Source organism: uncultured Winogradskyella sp., from assembly GCF_947498005.1.
GTDB lineage: Bacteria > Bacteroidota > Bacteroidia > Flavobacteriales > Flavobacteriaceae > Winogradskyella.
The window spans coordinates 24982-43532 of the sequence record NZ_CANMIW010000009.1 but is presented as its reverse complement, the minus strand read 5'-3'; the positions used below and the strand labels follow the sequence as shown (position 1 = coordinate 43532).

At 32.6% G+C, this 18551-nt stretch carries 10 protein-coding genes; 2 read left to right on the top strand and 8 right to left on the bottom strand.

Features of this window, described 5'->3' with window-relative positions:
• Nucleotides 1-11: 11 nt before the first annotated feature.
• The 7 genes from Q0891_RS14985 to Q0891_RS14955 form a co-directional block, all read right to left on the bottom strand.
• On the bottom strand, nucleotides 12-2363 hold the full coding sequence (locus tag Q0891_RS14985) for an ABC transporter permease (protein WP_299102910.1): 2352 nt from the start codon (nucleotides 2361-2363) through the stop codon (nucleotides 12-14).
• 153 nt (nucleotides 2364-2516) lie between these two features.
• Nucleotides 2517-4964, bottom strand: coding sequence for an ABC transporter permease (locus Q0891_RS14980; protein WP_299102908.1), 2448 nt, complete (start codon nucleotides 4962-4964; stop codon nucleotides 2517-2519).
• Nucleotides 4965-4987: 23 nt separating this feature from the next.
• Entirely contained in the window at nucleotides 4988-7366 is a 2379-nt protein-coding gene (locus Q0891_RS14975; RefSeq protein WP_299102906.1) for an ABC transporter permease, read from the bottom strand.
• Between the two features lie 49 nt (nucleotides 7367-7415).
• The gene (locus tag Q0891_RS14970) at nucleotides 7416-9833 is read right to left on the bottom strand and encodes an ABC transporter permease (protein ID WP_299102904.1); all 2418 of its coding nucleotides are present in this window, start codon (nucleotides 9831-9833) and stop codon (nucleotides 7416-7418) included.
• A 52-nt stretch (nucleotides 9834-9885) separates the two neighbouring features.
• Nucleotides 9886-12285 carry an ABC transporter permease gene (locus tag Q0891_RS14965; protein WP_299102902.1) on the bottom strand — a complete coding sequence of 800 codons (2400 nt, stop codon included), beginning with the start codon at nucleotides 12283-12285 and terminating at the stop codon, nucleotides 9886-9888.
• A 208-nt stretch (nucleotides 12286-12493) separates the two neighbouring features.
• Nucleotides 12494-13171, bottom strand: coding sequence for an ABC transporter ATP-binding protein (locus tag Q0891_RS14960; RefSeq protein WP_299102900.1), 678 nt, complete (start codon nucleotides 13169-13171; stop codon nucleotides 12494-12496).
• Between the two features lie 123 nt (nucleotides 13172-13294).
• A complete protein-coding gene (locus Q0891_RS14955) occupies nucleotides 13295-14545 on the bottom strand; it encodes an efflux RND transporter periplasmic adaptor subunit (RefSeq protein WP_299102898.1) in 1251 nt (416 codons plus the stop codon).
• A 207-nt stretch (nucleotides 14546-14752) separates the two neighbouring features.
• Here Q0891_RS14955 and Q0891_RS14950 point away from each other — a divergent pair, with 207 nt between their 5' ends.
• Entirely contained in the window at nucleotides 14753-16105 is a 1353-nt protein-coding gene (locus Q0891_RS14950) for a sigma-54 dependent transcriptional regulator (protein WP_299102896.1), read from the top strand.
• Nucleotides 16095-17438, top strand: coding sequence for a HAMP domain-containing sensor histidine kinase (locus tag Q0891_RS14945; protein ID WP_299102894.1), 1344 nt, complete (start codon nucleotides 16095-16097; stop codon nucleotides 17436-17438). The genes Q0891_RS14950 and Q0891_RS14945 overlap by 11 nt, the downstream gene beginning before the upstream one ends.
• On the opposite strand, the gene Q0891_RS14940 is transcribed toward Q0891_RS14945, so the two are convergent.
• Nucleotides 17422-18432 carry a hypothetical protein gene (locus Q0891_RS14940; RefSeq protein ID WP_299102892.1) on the bottom strand — a complete coding sequence of 337 codons (1011 nt, stop codon included), beginning with the start codon at nucleotides 18430-18432 and terminating at the stop codon, nucleotides 17422-17424. The two genes, Q0891_RS14945 and Q0891_RS14940, sit on opposite strands and share 17 nt — an antisense overlap.
• Nucleotides 18433-18551 lie beyond the last annotated feature (119 nt).

The following is an 18551-nucleotide window of genomic DNA, read 5'->3' as shown; positions in this document are numbered from 1 at the left end:
CGTATTAAAATTTATTCCGTTTTTAAACTATCTACAGGATTTGCTAATGCAGCTTTTATAGCCTGAAAACTTACAGTAATTAATGCAATCAATATTGCGACTAAACCAGCTATAACAAAAATCCACCAATTGATTTCTATGCGATAAGCAAAATCTTGAAGCCAATTATCCATAGCATACCATGCAATAGGAATAGCTATTAAAATTGAAACACCAACGAGTTTTAAAAAATCTTTTGATAATAGCTTTACAATACCCGAAACACTAGAGCCTAATACTTTTCTAACTCCAATTTCTTTACTACGTTGTTCTGCCGTATATGCAGCTAGACCAAAAAGTCCTAAACAAGAAATAAGAATAGCCAATAAAGCAAACAGTTGAGATAACTTGCCAATAAGCTGTTCACTTTTAAATTTAGCGTTAAAGGCATCGTCAACAAAATTATACTCAAAAGGAAATGCAGGATTGTGCTTTTTCATTACAGCTTCAACCTTCGATAATATGACTTCTGTTGCCATTTGAGGATCGGTTTTTAAATACATATACGACGCTTCACCATGATAATTAAAAAACATCACAGGATCACTTTGTCCGTACATATCTTCAAATAAATAATCTTTCACAACACCAATAACAGTATATGTATCTTCTCTAACAATTTTTTTTCCGACAGCACTTCCTTCACCCAATAACTTTGCAAAGGCTTCCGTTATTAGCACATTAGTGCTATCTATTGCTACATTGTCGCTAAATCCTTTTCCTTCTAGTAATGTCATACCTGCAGTTTCAATAAAATCTGAATTAATATACCTAAAGAACACTAACACATCTTCGGTGTTTGATCCACCAGCCCACTCTAAACCAGAACCATTATTTCCTCCATTTAAAACACCTGAATTATTTAATCCCACACTCTTTACAGCTCCAGAATTAATTAAATCTTGTTTTATAACTTCAAATTTATCAATCATAGTACCATTTACATTTAATGAAACTAATTGATCTTTATCAAAACCTAAATCTCTATTTTTTACATGCTGAATTTGCTGATAAACTAAAATGGTACTAATTATAAATACGATTGATATCGTAAACTGACCAACCACTAAGCCCTTTCGAATAAAATTAGCTGATCCTTGAGTTACTTTTATTCCTTTTAATACTTGAACAGGTTTGAAAGACGATAAATAAAATGCAGGATAAAGACCAGCCAATACACCACAGATAAGCGTAATACCTAATAAAAAGATAATGTGTATTGGTTTTGAAAGCCCTAAAATTAAATCTTTTTCTATCAGCAGATTAAACTGTGGCAGCAGAATAATTAGCAAAATGACACTCACTAAACTAGCAATAGCTGCAAGAATCAATGCTTCTGAAATAAACTGAAAGATTAACCGCGTACGACCAGATCCCATTGCTTTTCTTACACCTACTTCATTTGCTCTTTTTTCACTTCTAGCTGTAGATAAATTCATAAAATTAATACATGCAATCAGTAAAATAATTAAAGCGATTATTGTAAATAAACGAACCGATTCTATACGACCACCAACTTGTTCAGCGTTTTCAAAATCATCTCTTAAATGCCAATCCTTTATTGTATGCAAAAATGCTTTAGAATCGGTATCACCTGTTTTTTGTTCGAGTAAGTTTCTAACACTTGCATCTACTTTTTCAACATTGGCCTCTGGTGCTAATTCAACAAAAGTATCAGCAAAAAAGCCGCCATATTCGTTCATCCAATCTTGACCTCTGCTGTATTGCTCAAAAGGCGCAATCCAGTTAAATGGAAACGTGACATTATTTGGCAGATTTTCTATAACACCTGTTATAAGATAATTTTCTGTATCATTAACCTTTAAATTTTTACCAACAACATTTTTGCTGTTACCATAAAGTACCTCTGCTGTTTCTTTAGTTATAACAATTGAATTAGGATTTTTAAAGGCTTCTTTGGCATGGCCTTCTACAAAAGACAAACTAAATATATCTATAAAATCTGCATCAACATAGCGACCAATACTGTTTATAGAATTATCACCATCCGCTAATAAAATTTCCATACGCTTAGTACGTGTAGCTCTCACAACTCCAGGAATTTCAGTTTTCATAGCTTCTGCTAATGGTCCTGGTGTAGAATTAAATGTTCGCCATTCACCCTCATATTCTTGATGTGTTGGCACATAAAAAACTTGATCTTGTTTATCAAAATGAGAATTAAAGCTAACCTCATCCTCTACCCAAAGAAAGATTAAGCTAGCACATGTAATACCAATAGCTAATCCAAAAATATTCAGTAAGCTGTAGCCTTTGTTTTTTCGTAAGGTTCTGAATGCTATTTTTAAGTAATTAAATATCATAAAAGTATATTTATGTAATTGATTGATGTTTTATACTATTACTATAGTTAAGATGATGCCAAAAACAAAAACATTTGACTGTCAGGTATTTACAAATTTTTTTAGAAATAAATGTGTTCGATATTGATACACATCTTGTTCAAAAACGAACAGTTATTCTGAACGTAAAGAATTAACAGGATTTGCATTTGCAGCTTGCAACGTTTTTGCACTAATCACTATTAATGCAAATAAAATCATAGCGAATCCGCTTGCTAAAAACACCCAAAAACTAATACCTATTTTATATGAAAAATCTTGCAACCAATTATTAATTCCATAGTAGGCAATTGGTGCTGCGATAAAAAAAGCAATAGCAACAAGTATTAAAAACTCTTTGCATATTAGCGTATTAATCTGCAACAGTGACGCGCCTAAAACTTTACGAACTCCAATTTCTTTAACACGACGATTGGTCGTGTAAATTACCAGACCCAGAAGTCCCAAACAGCTTATTAAAATAGATAGACCAGTTGACCAATTGAGAAGTTTAGATATTTTTTGTTCGCGATTATAGAATTTAGCAATTGTATCGTCCATAAATTCCACACGATAATCATCTGTTTCGTTATAGACCTGCTGGTAGGCATTTTCGATTTTTGATAATGTCGATTTCAAATGTTCGGAAGTTTCATTATGAAACGATACGTGCACAGCCTGATATAAACTAAAGTCTGGTCGGTACCAATCACCAGTTAATGCCATCGGTTTTATTTCGGACTTTAAAGAACGTTGGTTAAAATCTGCCATAACACCAACAATGGGAATACGCTTATTATTTGTTTCAACTAGTTTCCCAATAGCTTCTGCTGGATTAGAAAATCCTAAGCTATGTAATAAAGTTTCATTAATTACTAGCTCTCTAATGGTATCGTTTCTGTAAAGGCGTCCATCTAAAAGTTGAAGCTCAAACAAATTAGCATAATTCAAATCACCAGAAATATATTGCATTTCGGATTTTGCGATATTTTTACCATTGGTGTAAGTAACATTTGTAGAATTTATTGAATTTGAAGCTGGACCTTTTCCGCCAATACTTACCTGTTTAATTTCCGGAATTATTTTCAGCTTTTCAGCGAACAGTAACTTCTTAGAAAATTCTTGCTCTGCTCTTGGATGAAATACCGAAACAATGGCATCAGTTTTAAAACCCATATCCTTAGTTAACAAATAGTTTATTTGCTTACCAACCAATAATGTGGCAATGATAAAAACTTGTGCAATTGCAAATTGAAATACGGTTAAAAATTTACGCAAACCAACTTTTTGTTCGGCAGCAGAAATTTGATTTTTCATCACAGAAACCGCATTGTATTTTGAAAGTACCAAAGCCGGATAAAATCCAGATAAGAATGTAACCAACACTAGTAAAATAACCACACCAAAAATTAGTATTGGCGATTTAAAAAGTTGGTAACTTAAACCATCTGGAACAAAATCTGAAAACACATCGATTAGCCATTTTGAAAGCAATAAGGACAACGCTGCAGAGATTAATACTAAAATAAAAGCTTCGCCCATAAACTGCACTATGAGTTGTTTTCTGCTGCTACCCAAGGTCTTTCTTATACCAATTTCTTTAGCGCGTTGCGAGGCTTGTGCCGTATTTAGATTAATAAAATTAATACAACCCAATACTAATAAAAAGAGTGCTACAAGTGCCAAGTTTCTTAATAACGGTTTACTGGCTTGTGCTTTTTCCCAATCGTAAGTGCCATAATCCTCATTAAAGTGAATATCGCTAAGTGGTTGTAATTTAAATTTGCGAGATTCACCATATTTAATATCGTCTTCATCCGTATGTTCTAGTGCCAAATCGTCTAAAAGTTTTTGTACACTTGAGAGATCTGCTTTTTCTTTAAACTTAACATACAATTGCGAATTAGAGTTTGTATTAAACCAATAGCGCTTAGTAATATCTCTTTTTCTATTAGTTTGAAGTAAGGTCGCATGTGATACAAATTCTTTAAAAACGATATCTGTACGTTGTTTATAATTTTCTACTACACCTGTGACCTTTACATTTATAGAATCGTTGTATACTAATGTTTTACCAACAATTTCGGATGGCAAAAGTTTTGGGAAATATTCTTCAGCGCGCGTCTGTGTTAATACAACCTGGTTGGGATTTTTCAGTGCTTCGGTTTTATTGCCTGCCAAAAAGTTATATTGAAAAATATCTAAATAATTTTGGTCCGCAAAAATTACAAATTCTGGCCATTTTAGGGTAATGTCGTTTTGGATATTAACCGCTTTTGATGGCCGTTCAATGTAAAATTCACTTACAATTTCAAAATTTGAATTATCTTCAATAGCATCTTTTAAAGCCAGTGTGATGCCTGCATTATAATATTTTTCTTCTGGGTCTGTAAATTCAGTAACCACACGATATATTCGTTCGCCATCTTTATGAAAATCATCAAACGTATAATCGTAATAAATCATTAAACCAATAATAAAAGACGCACTTAAACCTATGGTAAGACCAATAACATTAATAAGAGAAAACACTTTGTGCTTCATTATATTCCTCCATGCTATTTTGAAATAATTTCTGATCATGATTGATGGATTTTATTATTATTTTATTCCGCCTTGAGCGATTCCACTGGATTTGATGTTGCGGCTTTCATTGCTTGAAAGCTTACAGTGATTAAGGCAATAATAATTGATCCTAATCCTGCTACAATGAACATCCACCATTCTATATTAATTTTATACGCAAAATCTTCTAACCAATTATGCATTAAAATCCAGGCTATTGGCGTGGATATAACGAATGCAATGCCTACTAATTTTATAAATTCTTTTGAAAGTAAATTAATTATACTTCCTACGGATGCACCTACTATTTTTCGAATTCCGATCTCACGTTTACGCTGCATAGTACTATATGCTGCTAAACCCAAAAGGCCTAAGCAAGAAATCAAAATTGCTAATAATGCAAAATTTAGAAACAAATCTCCAAATTGTTCTTCCGCTTCATATTGATTATTAAATACTTCATCCAAAAAATAATATTGAAAAGGATCATTAGGCTTCATCGTTTGCCACACCTCCTCAATGGAAGCTAAAGTTTGAGAAACATTATTACCATCTATTTTAACAGTAATTATATTGGTCCCTGTAGGATCTAATCGCATAGTAATTGGACTAATTTCTTCTTGAAGAGATCTAAAATTAAAATCCTTTACAACACCAATAATTTCTCCACTACTTCCCCATTGTTGATAATCAGCACCAATAGCATCCTGAGCGTTTGCGTAACCTAAAAGAGATACTGCTTTTTCATTTATTATCATTGCTTTACTTGAGTCTGAAGGAAAATCTCTAGAAAATGCTCTTCCTGCAGCCATTGTCATACCTAATTGCTCTATATAATCTTCATTAACAAAGTATAAATCTAAATTCGCAACCTGCAAATCGCCTTGTTTGTTTTCAATTTCAGAATATGCCGCAGGATTTCCAGAGCCTGGTACACTAGAGGTTAATGACGTTCCCTTTACGCTTGATATTTTGGCAATACTACTTCTTAATGCCTCTTGACCACTACCAGCCTCTGTTGGAAGTAATAAAATATGCTCTTTATTAAAACCTAATTCTTGATTTCTCATAAATTGCATCTGATTATAGATTACAATAGTGCCAATAATTAATGAAATAGAAATAGTGAATTGAAGTACCACCAAACTCTTGCGAAGAAACACTCCTTTAGTGCCTGTTGAAAAACTACCTTTTAATACGCTTACAGGTTTAAAAGAAGATAAAACAGTAGCTGGATAAATTCCCGCAATAGACCCAATAATAATTGCTATTATAAATAAATACAAAATGTTAATAGGTTCTGAAAAAACACCTGAACTAACAGTTTTGCCCGCCAATTCATTAAAGTAAGGAAGCCCTAAAACGGTTAAACCCACAGCAACAACAAAGGCCACTAGACAAATGATAATCGATTCTCCAATGAATTGAAATGCTAATTGATTCTTTTCTGCACCTACAACCTTTCTTATTCCAACTTCCTTGGCTCTTTCTGCAGAACGAGCAGTTGTTAAATTGATGAAGTTTATACTAGCTATTAGCAATATAAAAACACCAATTATTGAAAATATATAGACATTATTCATATCACCAGAAACATAACCACTGCGATCAGACCTCAAATAAACATCTTCGAATGGCTCTAAAAATAACGTCACAAACATTTTAGATTCACGCATTTCATCTCCGGTTTTCTTCTCGAGAAAATCAGGAAATTTTGCCTCCAAATTTTTAGCATTGGTTCCGTTAGCCGTTAAGATATAAATTGATGGTCCGTAATTTCCCCACTGCTCGTCTCGTTCACTTGGAGCAGCCGTATATGTAATCATAGAAATTAATATATCTGCCTGAATTTGAGAGTTTTCTGGAATAGCCTCCATGACTCCTGTTACTATAGCTGGGTTATCAAAATTTTCTAGAATAATATTTTGCCCAATAGGATTATCAGTTCCAAAATACTTAGTTGCTATAGTCTCGGAAATAACCAAACTATTAGGAGCTTTCAAAGATTCCTTTTTATTTCCTTTTATAAATTTAAAATCAAATATTTCAAAAAAAGCAGAATCCACAGCTATAACATCTTCCTCTAAAAATTTCTTACCATCTCTAACAAATGTTAAGTCTTCAGTATTAACTCTCGTAAAGTTTAAGATTTCAGGAAATTCCTTGTTTATGTTAGGACCAATGGGCCAAGCTGCCATTCCTGCTTCTATTTTTTCAGAAGGAGTATCGATATCTGCAACAACTCTATAAATAGAATCTGATTTGGAGTGCATAGTATCATAACTCAATTCAAAATTTACATAGAGTAACACTAAAAAACCTGCTGTCATTCCAATAGCAAGACCAATAATATTAAGAAAAGTAAATCCCTTATGTCTGTATAAGTTTCTCAGTGCTATTTTAATATAATTTTTAATCATAGTTGATTGTTTTTTATACTGAAATAAATTCAGCACAGGTTAATGATATTTATTCTGCCCTAAGAGATTCTACAGGGTTTGAGGTTGCGGCCTTAATTGTTTTAGTTGCTATGGTTAACATAGCAATAACAACTGCTATTCCACCAACCGTTAAAAACATCCAAATGCTTAATTGAATACGATATGGATAATTCTGCAACCACTCACTCATTGCCCACCATGCAATTGGCGTAGCAATGACAAAAGCAATGCCTACTAATTTTAAAAAATCTTTAGTTAAAAGCACTGTGATTGAGGACACGCTTGCTCCAACAATTTTACGAACTCCTATTTCTTTACGTCTTTGTGCTACAATGAGCAATGACATAGCAAATAGACCTATGCAACTCAAAATAATAGCTAAGATTGAACCACTACCAATCATGGTTGCCATGGTACGTTCGCTTCGCAGTGTACGGTCTATATTTTCATTCAAAAATGATCCTTGAAATTCTGCGTTAGGCTCTATGATTTTCCATGCAGCTTTAACATCACTAAAAGATTGTTCTAAATTTTGAGGTGCAACCTTAACATATACATTTCTTAAGTTCCAATTAGGAAGTGCAAACAAAGTCATAGGAGCAATATTTTGATCGAGCTCTTGAAAATTAAAATCTTTAATAATACCAACAACGTTATAAATAGCATCATCTAAATCTATTTTTGCTGTTAAAATTTCTTCTTCGTTTAATTGCTTTGCCATCGATTCATTTATGATAACTGAAAGACTATCACTCGCTAAATTTTTTCGGAACGCTCTACCTTGAACTACTTCCAAATCTAAAGTTTCTATATAATCCGCATCCACAACGAGCATGTGTGTTTCAACTCCTCTTCCATGATACTCAAAGCCCAAAACACTTGTTGTTCGCGACCCATCTTTACCTAAACCTAAAATATTATTGGATGCTGTAATACCTTTAATGTTAACATTATCTTGAAGACTATTTCTTAAAAGTTGAAGCGCTTGTTGGTCATTTCGTTCTCCATTGAGTGGAAAAGCAATGACTTGTGTTTTATTAAAGCCTAAATCTTTAGTTCTCATAAATTCTACCTGATCCCACAAGACTAAAGTGCCACTGATTAGTAATATAGCAATGCTAAATTGTAAAACCATTAGACCATTGCGTAAATGATTTTTTCCATTGATCTCTAGTTTACCCTTTAGACTTTGTAATGTACCTAGACGACTCATTAAAATTGCAGGATATCCGCCTGCTACTAGCGTGATAGCAACAACACTCAACACTAATAAAATTAGCATTGACGGATTTAATATAGTAGCAAATGATGCTCTTGTATTAAATAAAGTTTGAAAATTTGGTAACAGAACAAAGGCCAATACAATCCCTAAACCTGTGGCGATTAAAAACACCAAAATACTCTCTCCCCAAAACTGAAAAAACAACTGCTTATTATTTGCTCCTAAGGTTTTACGCATGCCAATTTCGCGCAATCTTTGGTCGCTTTTAGCAATGCTCATATTAACAAAATTGACACAAGCGATGAATAAAATTAAGATAGCAATTCCTAATACTAAATAAGGCATTGTGCGATTAACGGTTACTGGACCTTGATTAAAATTGGCAAATCTCACGTCTCCCAATCGCAACAATTTTATTTGCCTATATAGACCATTATTATTTGGTTGTGCACCATCTCGTTTTGCATTTGCGATTTCCTCTTTATAATGCAAATTGGTAAAATCTCTTGTACCTTTCTCAAACTGCTCTGGTGTTACATTTTTAGCGAGTTGTAAATAAACCTGATGATTCTCAACATCCCAACGCCCAATAGAACGTTCATAAGCATGTTTATTTTGACTTTTAAAATTTAAAACCACATCAAATCCCATTGTACTCGTTTCTGGAAAATCTTCAATTATTGCAGAAACTGTAAATGGTACTTGTTCTTCATCTCTTAGAATAGTAACGGTTTGTCCTATTGCACTTTCATCCCCAAAAATTCGTTGTGCAGCTTGTTGCGTAATTGCAACAGAGGTTTCAGATGTTATTGGATTTTCCTTATCTCCTTTAATGATTGGAAAACTAAACATCTTAAAAAAATCTGGATCTGCATAAGTAGCGCTAAGACCAAGTTGTTTGTCTTTATAACTTAATAATACTCCAGAACCATTATAACGCGTAATGCTTTCAACACCAGCAGTTTCTTCTTGAAGTGCTGCTGCAAAAGGTTCAGATTTTGACGTATTAGACTCAATGCCATTTGGAGAGCTATCTTCTGAATAAACCTGATAAATTTGATCACTATTCTCATGAAATTGATCATAAGACAATTGAAACACAGCATACATTGCCAATAATATCGCTATGCCAAAAGCTATAGTAAGACCTACAAGATTTAACGAAGTAAACGTTCTATTCTTCCAAAGATTTCTGAAGGCTATTTTGAAATAATTCTTAAACATGATTGTCGTTTTTTTGACTCAAATTAATTGAGCAAAGATTGATTATTGATGATTATTCTGTACGCAATGATTTTACAGGATTAGACGTTGCCGCTTTTATAGCTTGAAAACTTACTGTTATCAATGTAATTATTAGTGCTCCAAAACATGCAATAGCAAACACATCCCAACTTACCGTTGTTCTATAACTGAACTTCTGCAACCATTGTCCCATAATATAATAGGCCACTGGAGAAGCGATTAATAGTGCGATTACCACTAGCGTAATAAAGTCTTTAGATAGCAATAACCAAAGTTGACTAATCGATGCTCCCAAAACTTTCCTTACACCAATTTCTTTAGTACGCTGTTCTGCTACAAAAGATGCCAATCCAAACAAACCTAAACAGCTTATAAATATTGCTAAGGCTGTAAATACTCTTGCTAAACTTGCAATGCGTTCTTCAGATTTAAATTTTGCACCATACTCTTCATCTACAAACTGATAATCGAATGGTGTGTTTGGAAAATTCTTTTTAAATACATTTTCAATTAATATCAAATTTTGACTTGTGCTTTTTTTAGGGTTGAGTCTTACATTATAATAAGCTACATTAGCATCACTATCAAAAACGTACATTGCTTGTTTTACTGCGCTATATGGCGATTGTATGATCATATCTTCAACTACACCTACAATTTTTAAAGGAGGACTAGGATCTTCGGTATCAGAATCTCTGATGTATTTTCCAATTGGGTTTTTAATTCCCATATATTTTACAGCCGTTTCATTAAGAATTACAGCATTAGAATCTGTTGCAAACTCCCTAGAAAATCCACGACCTTCAGTTACATTTAGCCCTAAAGTTTCTACAAACTCGTATGAAACTGATGTAAATGCTAAATCTTCTTGAAAACCAGCAGGTTTACCTTCCCAAGTATATCCAGATCTATTAGACCAAACTTCCGTCATTGGTCCACTTGTGCCTGCCATTTCAGTCGCACCACCTGACGCAATAAACTGCTCACGTAAAAGATCCTTTTTACCAATGAATTGATTACTCATTACAGGAATTTGAATTAATCCATTCTTATTATAACCAACTGGTCTATCCTTACTAAATTGAATTTGATTCATAACCACAAGCGTACCTATTATTAATGCTGCCGAAATTGTAAATTGAGCAACAACCAAAACCTTACGAGGTAAAGACGCAAAGCGACCAGCTTTAAAGGTGCCTTTTAATACAGTAACTGGGTTGAATGATGACAAGTATAAGGCAGGATAACTTCCAGCTAAAAAAGCAGTAACTACTATAAATACAATTGATAATAGCCAAAACTGTAAATTGCTCCAAGGAAATACAATTGCTTTACTCGCCAAATTGTTAAATCCATTTAAAAACAACATCACAATACCAAGCGCAACTATAAACGATAATATCACAATTAAAAAAGACTCGCTTAGAAATTGAAAAATTAGCTGACCACGTTGCGAACCAATCGCTTTTCTAATACCTACTTCGGTAGCTCTTTTTTCAGAACGTGCTGTACTTAGATTTACAAAATTGATACATGCTAGTAACAAAACAAACAAACCAATTATACCAAAAAGCCATACGTTTTCAATACGTCCTCCTGATTGTAAGCCGTTTTCAAAATCACTTCTTAAATACCAATCTTTCATTGGCAATAGAAATAACTGTGGGTTAAACTCTGCAGTAGTTGGCGATGCCTTCTTTTTTACATTAATAATTTTTGCCGTCACAGCATCCATTGTAATATTCTCATTAATCTGAACAAATAATTGAAATGAATTATTGTCCCAAGATTCTTTTGACCGCTCTAACCACTCTTGAGTCGTCACATAATGTTTCCATGGAATAATATATTCCATTTCGTTGAAAGAGTTATTAATAGGAATATCCTTGTAAATAGCTGTTACTTCCAATTCATGCTCATTATTTACTGTAATGATTTTACCTAGTGCAGTTACGTTTCCAAATAGCGACTTTGCAGCAGATTCTGACAGCATAATTGCGTTCTTCTCTTTAAGTCCGTTTTTTACTCCTGCAATAATTTCTAAGTCTAAAAGGTCTGGTGCTCCTTCTTGCATTGCATTTCCTTTTCTATAAATATTGGTTTCCCCATATTTTAGATAACGTGGTTGCTCCCAAGATGCCATAACAATATGCTTAAAATTATCAGCATAATCTTGACGTAACGCAAACTCTAATGGTCTAGGAATTGCAGGACTTGTACCAATATTATTGTTCATTGTTTGGCTTTGAAAAACCTGAGCTATAGTTGCTTTATTACTAAAATGATCATCGTAAGTAAGCTCATCTGCAACCCACAATCCAATTAATATTGTCGCAGCCATACCAATGGCTAAACCGAATATATTAATGAATGAATACACCTTATTTTTAATAAGGTTTCTGAATGCTATTTTGAAATAATTTTTAAGCATAAGTTCTAGTAATTACTGTTCGCTTTGTGTTGAATAGATTTCAACATCTGTTTGATTTGATTGACTTGCCTGCCAGTAGGCTGGTTTGGTTTCAACACTTCAGTATCGTTGATTGATTTTTTGGTTGGTTACGTGTTATACTGAAGTGCTTTCCACCTGATTGATTGATTGATTGATTGATCGTTCGTTTCTTGATTGATGAATTTTATTATGCTAAAACATTTTCTGTCACTTTTTGTCCATCTAACATTCTAATAATACGATGGCTATATTTGGCATCATGCTCACTGTGTGTAACCATAATTATAGTTGTACCTGCTTCGTTTAGATCTATTAACAAATCCATAACTTCATTACCATTAGTGCTATCTAAGTTACCAGTTGGCTCATCGGCAAGGATTAATTTTGGTTTATTAACTACAGCTCTAGCTACAGCGACGCGTTGTTGTTGACCACCAGATAATTGTTGTGGAAAGTGATTTCTACGATGCATTATTTGCATTTTTTCTAAAACCGCTTCGACTTGTTTTTTGCGTTCTGCTGGTTTTACACCTGTATAAATCAATGGCAACTCTACGTTCTCGAAAACCGTAAGCTCATCAATAAGATTAAAACTTTGAAAAACAAAACCAATATTGTGCTTTCTAAGTTCAGACCTTTTACGTTCGTTATAACCTGCAACTTCAGTTCCATTGAACACAAAACTTCCACCATCAGGATCATCGAGTAATCCAAGTATATTTAGTAAAGTAGATTTACCACAACCAGATGGTCCCATTATGGCTACAAACTCGCCTTCCTTTACACCAAATGACAACTTATTTAATGCAATGGTTTGGACTTCTTCCGTTTTATAAAATTTCTCTAAGTCTTTAATCTGTATCATTTTATTCTTTTTTGTTATTCCTACGAAGGCAGGAATCTGTTTTTAGTTAGCTTTTATTTATATATTAATAAGTTTGAAAACACACCTAAAGTCGCCAGAAGGGTACAAACTATTCGAATAATATTACTTCAAAATCAATTCTTCTGTATCTCCAAAAGAATCATAACTCGACGTTACCACCTTATCTCCTGGATTTAAACCTTCTAACACTTCATAATATTCTGTGTTTTGGCTGCCTAATCTTATTGACACTTTATAAGCAGTAGTGCCATCTTCACTGACTTTAAAAATCCAGTTTCCACCTGTTTTCTGAAAAAACCCTCCTTTAGCAACCAGCAAAGCTTCTTTTTCTGCGCTTAGTGCAACTCTTATCTGTAGGTTTTGACCTCTTCTAATGCCTTCTGGCACATCACCTTCAAATTTCATATCAACCTGAAAACGTCCATTGGTTACTTGAGTAAATACTTTTTTAATGGTTAATGTGTAGGTTTTATTATTTAAGGTAAATGTGCCTGTTTGACCATTATAAATTCGAGATATATAATGCTCATCAATATCTACTCTTACCTTAAATGCGCTAGTAACATCTACTTGTCCTAATCGTGTGCCCTTTGTTATAGATTGACCAATTTCTGCATCTAATGATGTTAACTGTCCATCAATTGGAGCGCGTACCACCAAATCGCCTACTTTTTTCCTCATTAATTCTAAAGCACTTTGTGTTCTAGCATACGAGTTTTTTGCTTGGTTTACTTCTAATTGCGATGAAATGGTATCCTCAGATAAAACTTGTTTTGCTAGTTTCATACGTTCTTTTTGATACTTATAATTATTCTCTGAAGACTCATAATCCATTCTACCAATAGCACCTTTATCATACAAACGCTTGTTTAAATTATAAACTCGCTCAGCTTCAATCAAACTATTTTCAACATCAGTAAATTGATTTTGTCTATTAATGGTATTTTGGCGTGCTGCATTTTGCGAAATTTGCATTTGCGTTAACAGATTATACACTGAAGTTTCTTGGTTAACTAAAGTCAATTCTAAATCTGTATTAGATAAACGCAAAATAGGCTCACCTTTTTTTAGCATTGCTCCATCTTCAACAAACTTCTCTTCAACACGTCCACCTTCTAAAGCATCTAAGTAGATTGTAGTGATAGGAAGCACTATACCATTTACAGGAATATTTTCTTGAAACACATCATTAGTAACTGTATTTATTGAAATTCGTTCCTTATTTACATTTAATTTTGAACCGCCTGAAGTTTGATAAATAACATATACTATTAAGGCTATAATTGCTATAACTCCTAGAATGAGTCCTAACTTTTGATTTGAAAATTTTTTCTTTTGTATTGGAACGTCCATTGTTAATTTTTGATTTATACTCTTTATATAGTGAAGATGATGCCAAAACAACAACCAATTGAAAATCAATAATTTAAATAATTTTAAAAATTAATAAGTGTCCGTTTTTGATACACTTTATGTTCGGAAATGCACACTTTTTAACTGAAGAAAAATTTAGGTTTTGTAATTTTTATAAGCCGAAGATAAAATCGTAATATTGTAAGGATGGTATTAAAAAACGCTACAATATTAGTTATAGATGATGATGTTGATGTCTTAACAGCACTACGTTTATTACTAAAACCACTGGTTAAAGAAGTGGTAACAGAAAAGAATCCTAGTAATATTACGTCGCAAATTGAACGTACCACATATGACATTATCATATTAGACATGAATTTTAATGGTCTAGTTAATACTGGTAATGAAGGCATATTTTGGTTAAACAAAATCAAAAAACAAAAACCTGAAACTTCTGTAATTTTAATGACAGCTTATGCTGATATTGATTTAGCTATACGCGGATTAAAAGAAGGTGCTTCAGACTTTTTAATGAAGCCTTGGAAAAATGAAAAGATTGTAGACACCATTACGACTATATTAAGCAAAAAAAAATCTACCAGTTCTAAAAAAGAACAACTCAGCTCTAATTCTGTCGAAATCATTGGAGACAGCGATGTAATGGATGATGTTTTTGTTAAACTAAAAAAAGTAGCTCCTACAGATGCTAATGTTTTAGTTCTCGGCGAAAATGGTACCGGAAAAGATTTAATTGCTAGAGCATTACATGATAATTCTAACAGAAAAAATCAACCTTTTATTAAAGTAGATGTGGGCGCATTAACAGCATCACTTTTTGAAAGTGAATTATTTGGTTATAAAAAAGGTGCATTTACGGACGCTAGAGAAGATAGAAAAGGACGATTTGAAGCTGCCAATGGTGGCACACTATTTTTAGATGAAATTGGAAACATTTCGCTAAATCAACAAGTAAGACTATTAACCGTTTTACAAAATAGACAGGTCACGCCTTTGGGCTCTAACGTGCCAGTTCCTATTGATATTAGGTTAATTTGTGCAACCAATATTGACCCAAAAGTATTGGCGGATGAAAATAAATTTAGAAAAGATTTAATCTATAGAATTAATACTGTTGATATTATAGTTCCACCTTTAAGAGATCGTGGTACTGATATTACAGAATTAGCACATCATTTTGTGTCGTTATATGCAGAAAAGTATAATAAGAGTGCTTTTTCTTTTGATACTGGCTTTATTTCAAAATTAAAAAAGCATGACTTTCCAGGTAACGTAAGAGAGCTTCAATATGTTTTAGAACGTGCCGTAATAATGACGGATGGCACTATTTTAAAACCTGAAGATTTAGTGTTTTCATCTATTGAACGTTCCACGACGACTTCCAATTTTGAAACCAAAAGTTTAAATCTAGATGATATAGAAAAAAACGCCATATTAACTGTGCTCGAAAAAAATAAAGGCAACGTTTCTAAATCTGCTAAAGAACTTGGCATCACTAGAGCTGCATTGTATAGACGATTAGAGAAGTATGAATTATAGAACATACATCTTTAAACTGTTTTTCAGAATTGCACTTATTGTTGGTTCCATTCTAACTTTAGCTTACACTATTTTCAAAAACGAGACAGCATATTCTGTTGTTTCAGGTCTTGTTATTCTTTATTTACTCATAAATACGTACACATTTGTAAAACGACGTTTTGTAGCCATGGATGATTTTTTTGAAGCCGTAAAATATCGAGATTTTTCAAGATGGTTTCCAGAAGATAGAGGTCCTAAAGATATTCGTTTTCTTTATACAGGATTTAATGAGATTAACAGAACCATAAAAGAAATCAATTCGCAGAATCAAGCGCAATATGTCTACTTACAAAAGATTTTAGAAATGGTAGATATCGGAATTATAGCTTATAATTTAGAATCTGGCGATGTTCTTTGGAGCAATGATTCATTTGGCGACATCTTAGATATACCCTCTTTTAAGAATATTAGGTTTGTTGAGAACAGAAAACCAGAACTTTTCAATACTATTTTTGAAACTTATCATAGAGAACCAGATTCTATTTCTATAGCGCTTCAAAATGAGAGTATAAAAATACTTATTTCAGATACGGTTTTTCAAGTTGAAGATGATGCTTTTAAGCTTGTTGTGATTCAAGATATTGACAATACATTAAATAAAAACGAATCTGAATCTTGGAAAAAACTACTAAGTGTAATGACCCATGAAATCATGAATTCAATTACGCCAATTTCTTCCTTAGCAGATACACTTCAGAAAAATTTACAACTTGCTATAGAACAACCTGATGAAGCTTCATTAGAATTAGAAGATTTAAATGCTGGCGTAAAAACGATTAAAAATCGAAGTGAAGGGCTTTTAAAATTTGCTAAAACGTACCGAAGTTTAAGCAAAGTAACGCATCTTAATTTACAAAGTGTAAAAGTCGAAGACTTATTTGATAATATTCAGCGACTTATGGAACCTTCTATAAAAGCGAAACATATTGAAATAAAATTTAAAATCACGTCTCCAAAATTAGCGCTCGATATTGACACACATCTTATTGAACAGGTTTTGATTAATTTAATTTTAAACGCTGTTGATGCTTGCAAAAATTCTGAAAATCCTGAAATAAAAATTATAGCTTCTCAAAACCCTAATAGAGATATTGTGATTAAAGTTTTTGATAACGGCTCTGGTATTCCACAAGATATTTTAGAAAATATTTTTATTCCTTTCTTTACAAGTAAAACGACAGGCAGTGGCATAGGTTTAAGTCTTTGTAAGCAGATTATGCTACTTCATAAAGGCAGAATTATTGTAAAAAGTATAGAAGGCGAAGGCTCTGTTTTTAGTTTGGTTTTTTAATCTTTTGTACACTTGCTAAAACAATTTCCCTTATCGTAGTTAGGTTCAAAGGAAACTCCAAAACCACATGTAGTAAACTAAGAAAAAACAAGGCTATTAAACCTGTTACATAGTCGTACAGATATAGACCAACTGACGCTATCCAAAAGAACACAATGTATTTCATCCTTGTACTTGTTATACTTGATTTCCAACCTATAATTGACGTTTTAGAAAACCAATTTAAATAATGATATGTATATGCAAATGCTATGAAAATTTGAATTTTCACACCAATTACAGAGATTAATTTGTAATTATAACTATCGCCAAATAAACTTGCTATACTATTATTTACAGATACAAATCCGCTACTTGTAAAGGTGCTTTTTACAAAATCTGAAATCACATAATTTTCAGGATTTACATTTAAAAATAGAATTACAATTGGCGCAATACTTAAAAATATAATACTAACTATGCCTGCTTTGTTTTTAGTTTTTAACTGTCCGTAAATCATAAAAAGCAACGTAAACACATAAACATGTAACAATGTTGGCAAGAAAACAGCGAGAATTATTATAATCTTGGGTATATAATAATCACTGATTATTGAGAATAAAACACTAAAGCAAAAGGCCAATAAAATGTGCTTCAGCTTTGTGAAAAATATAAGACTAATAGAAAAAACAAAACCTGAGATTAAAATTATATTTTTCTGAGAACCCAGAAACTCAACTACGGTTTTTAAATTTCCTGTAACTGTTAATTCTAGATATTTTATAAGTGGATAAATTGCAATAATGATAGCAAAAACTATGAATATTTTATAACCTTGAGACTTAGACTTTATAAAATATCTTTTATCATCTAACCAATTGATTTCAGTTAAATAATGCAATGGCCCTAGAAATGCATACGAAAATAAAAAAAGTTCAAAGGGTAAATATATAGCCACTATAAATGAAATAAGGAGGAGCCAAATATTTATATTATCTATAATTTTACTTTTCATATCTAAACGAAATATAAGCTTTATCTTATTAAAACAAATATTTTTTTCTTGAACCTTGATTCTTTTTAAAAGATCTTATTTAAGAATACGCAATAGAGCAATAAAAACAACTTAAACTA

Coding starts and splice junctions, on each gene's coding strand:
- Q0891_RS14985 (WP_299102910.1), bottom strand. CDS start 2,363: ATGATATTTAATTACTTAAAAATAGCATTCAGAACCTTACGAAAAAAC.
- Q0891_RS14980 (WP_299102908.1), bottom strand. CDS start 4,964: ATGATCAGAAATTATTTCAAAATAGCATGGAGGAATATAATGAAGCAC.
- Q0891_RS14975 (WP_299102906.1), bottom strand. CDS start 7,366: ATGATTAAAAATTATATTAAAATAGCACTGAGAAACTTATACAGACAT.
- Q0891_RS14970 (WP_299102904.1), bottom strand. CDS start 9,833: ATGTTTAAGAATTATTTCAAAATAGCCTTCAGAAATCTTTGGAAGAAT.
- Q0891_RS14965 (WP_299102902.1), bottom strand. CDS start 12,285: ATGCTTAAAAATTATTTCAAAATAGCATTCAGAAACCTTATTAAAAAT.
- Q0891_RS14960 (WP_299102900.1), bottom strand. CDS start 13,171: ATGATACAGATTAAAGACTTAGAGAAATTTTATAAAACGGAAGAAGTC.
- Q0891_RS14955 (WP_299102898.1), bottom strand. CDS start 14,545: ATGGACGTTCCAATACAAAAGAAAAAATTTTCAAATCAAAAGTTAGGA.
- Q0891_RS14950 (WP_299102896.1), top strand. CDS start 14,753: ATGGTATTAAAAAACGCTACAATATTAGTTATAGATGATGATGTTGAT.
- Q0891_RS14945 (WP_299102894.1), top strand. CDS start 16,095: ATGAATTATAGAACATACATCTTTAAACTGTTTTTCAGAATTGCACTT.
- Q0891_RS14940 (WP_299102892.1), bottom strand. CDS start 18,432: ATGAAAAGTAAAATTATAGATAATATAAATATTTGGCTCCTCCTTATT.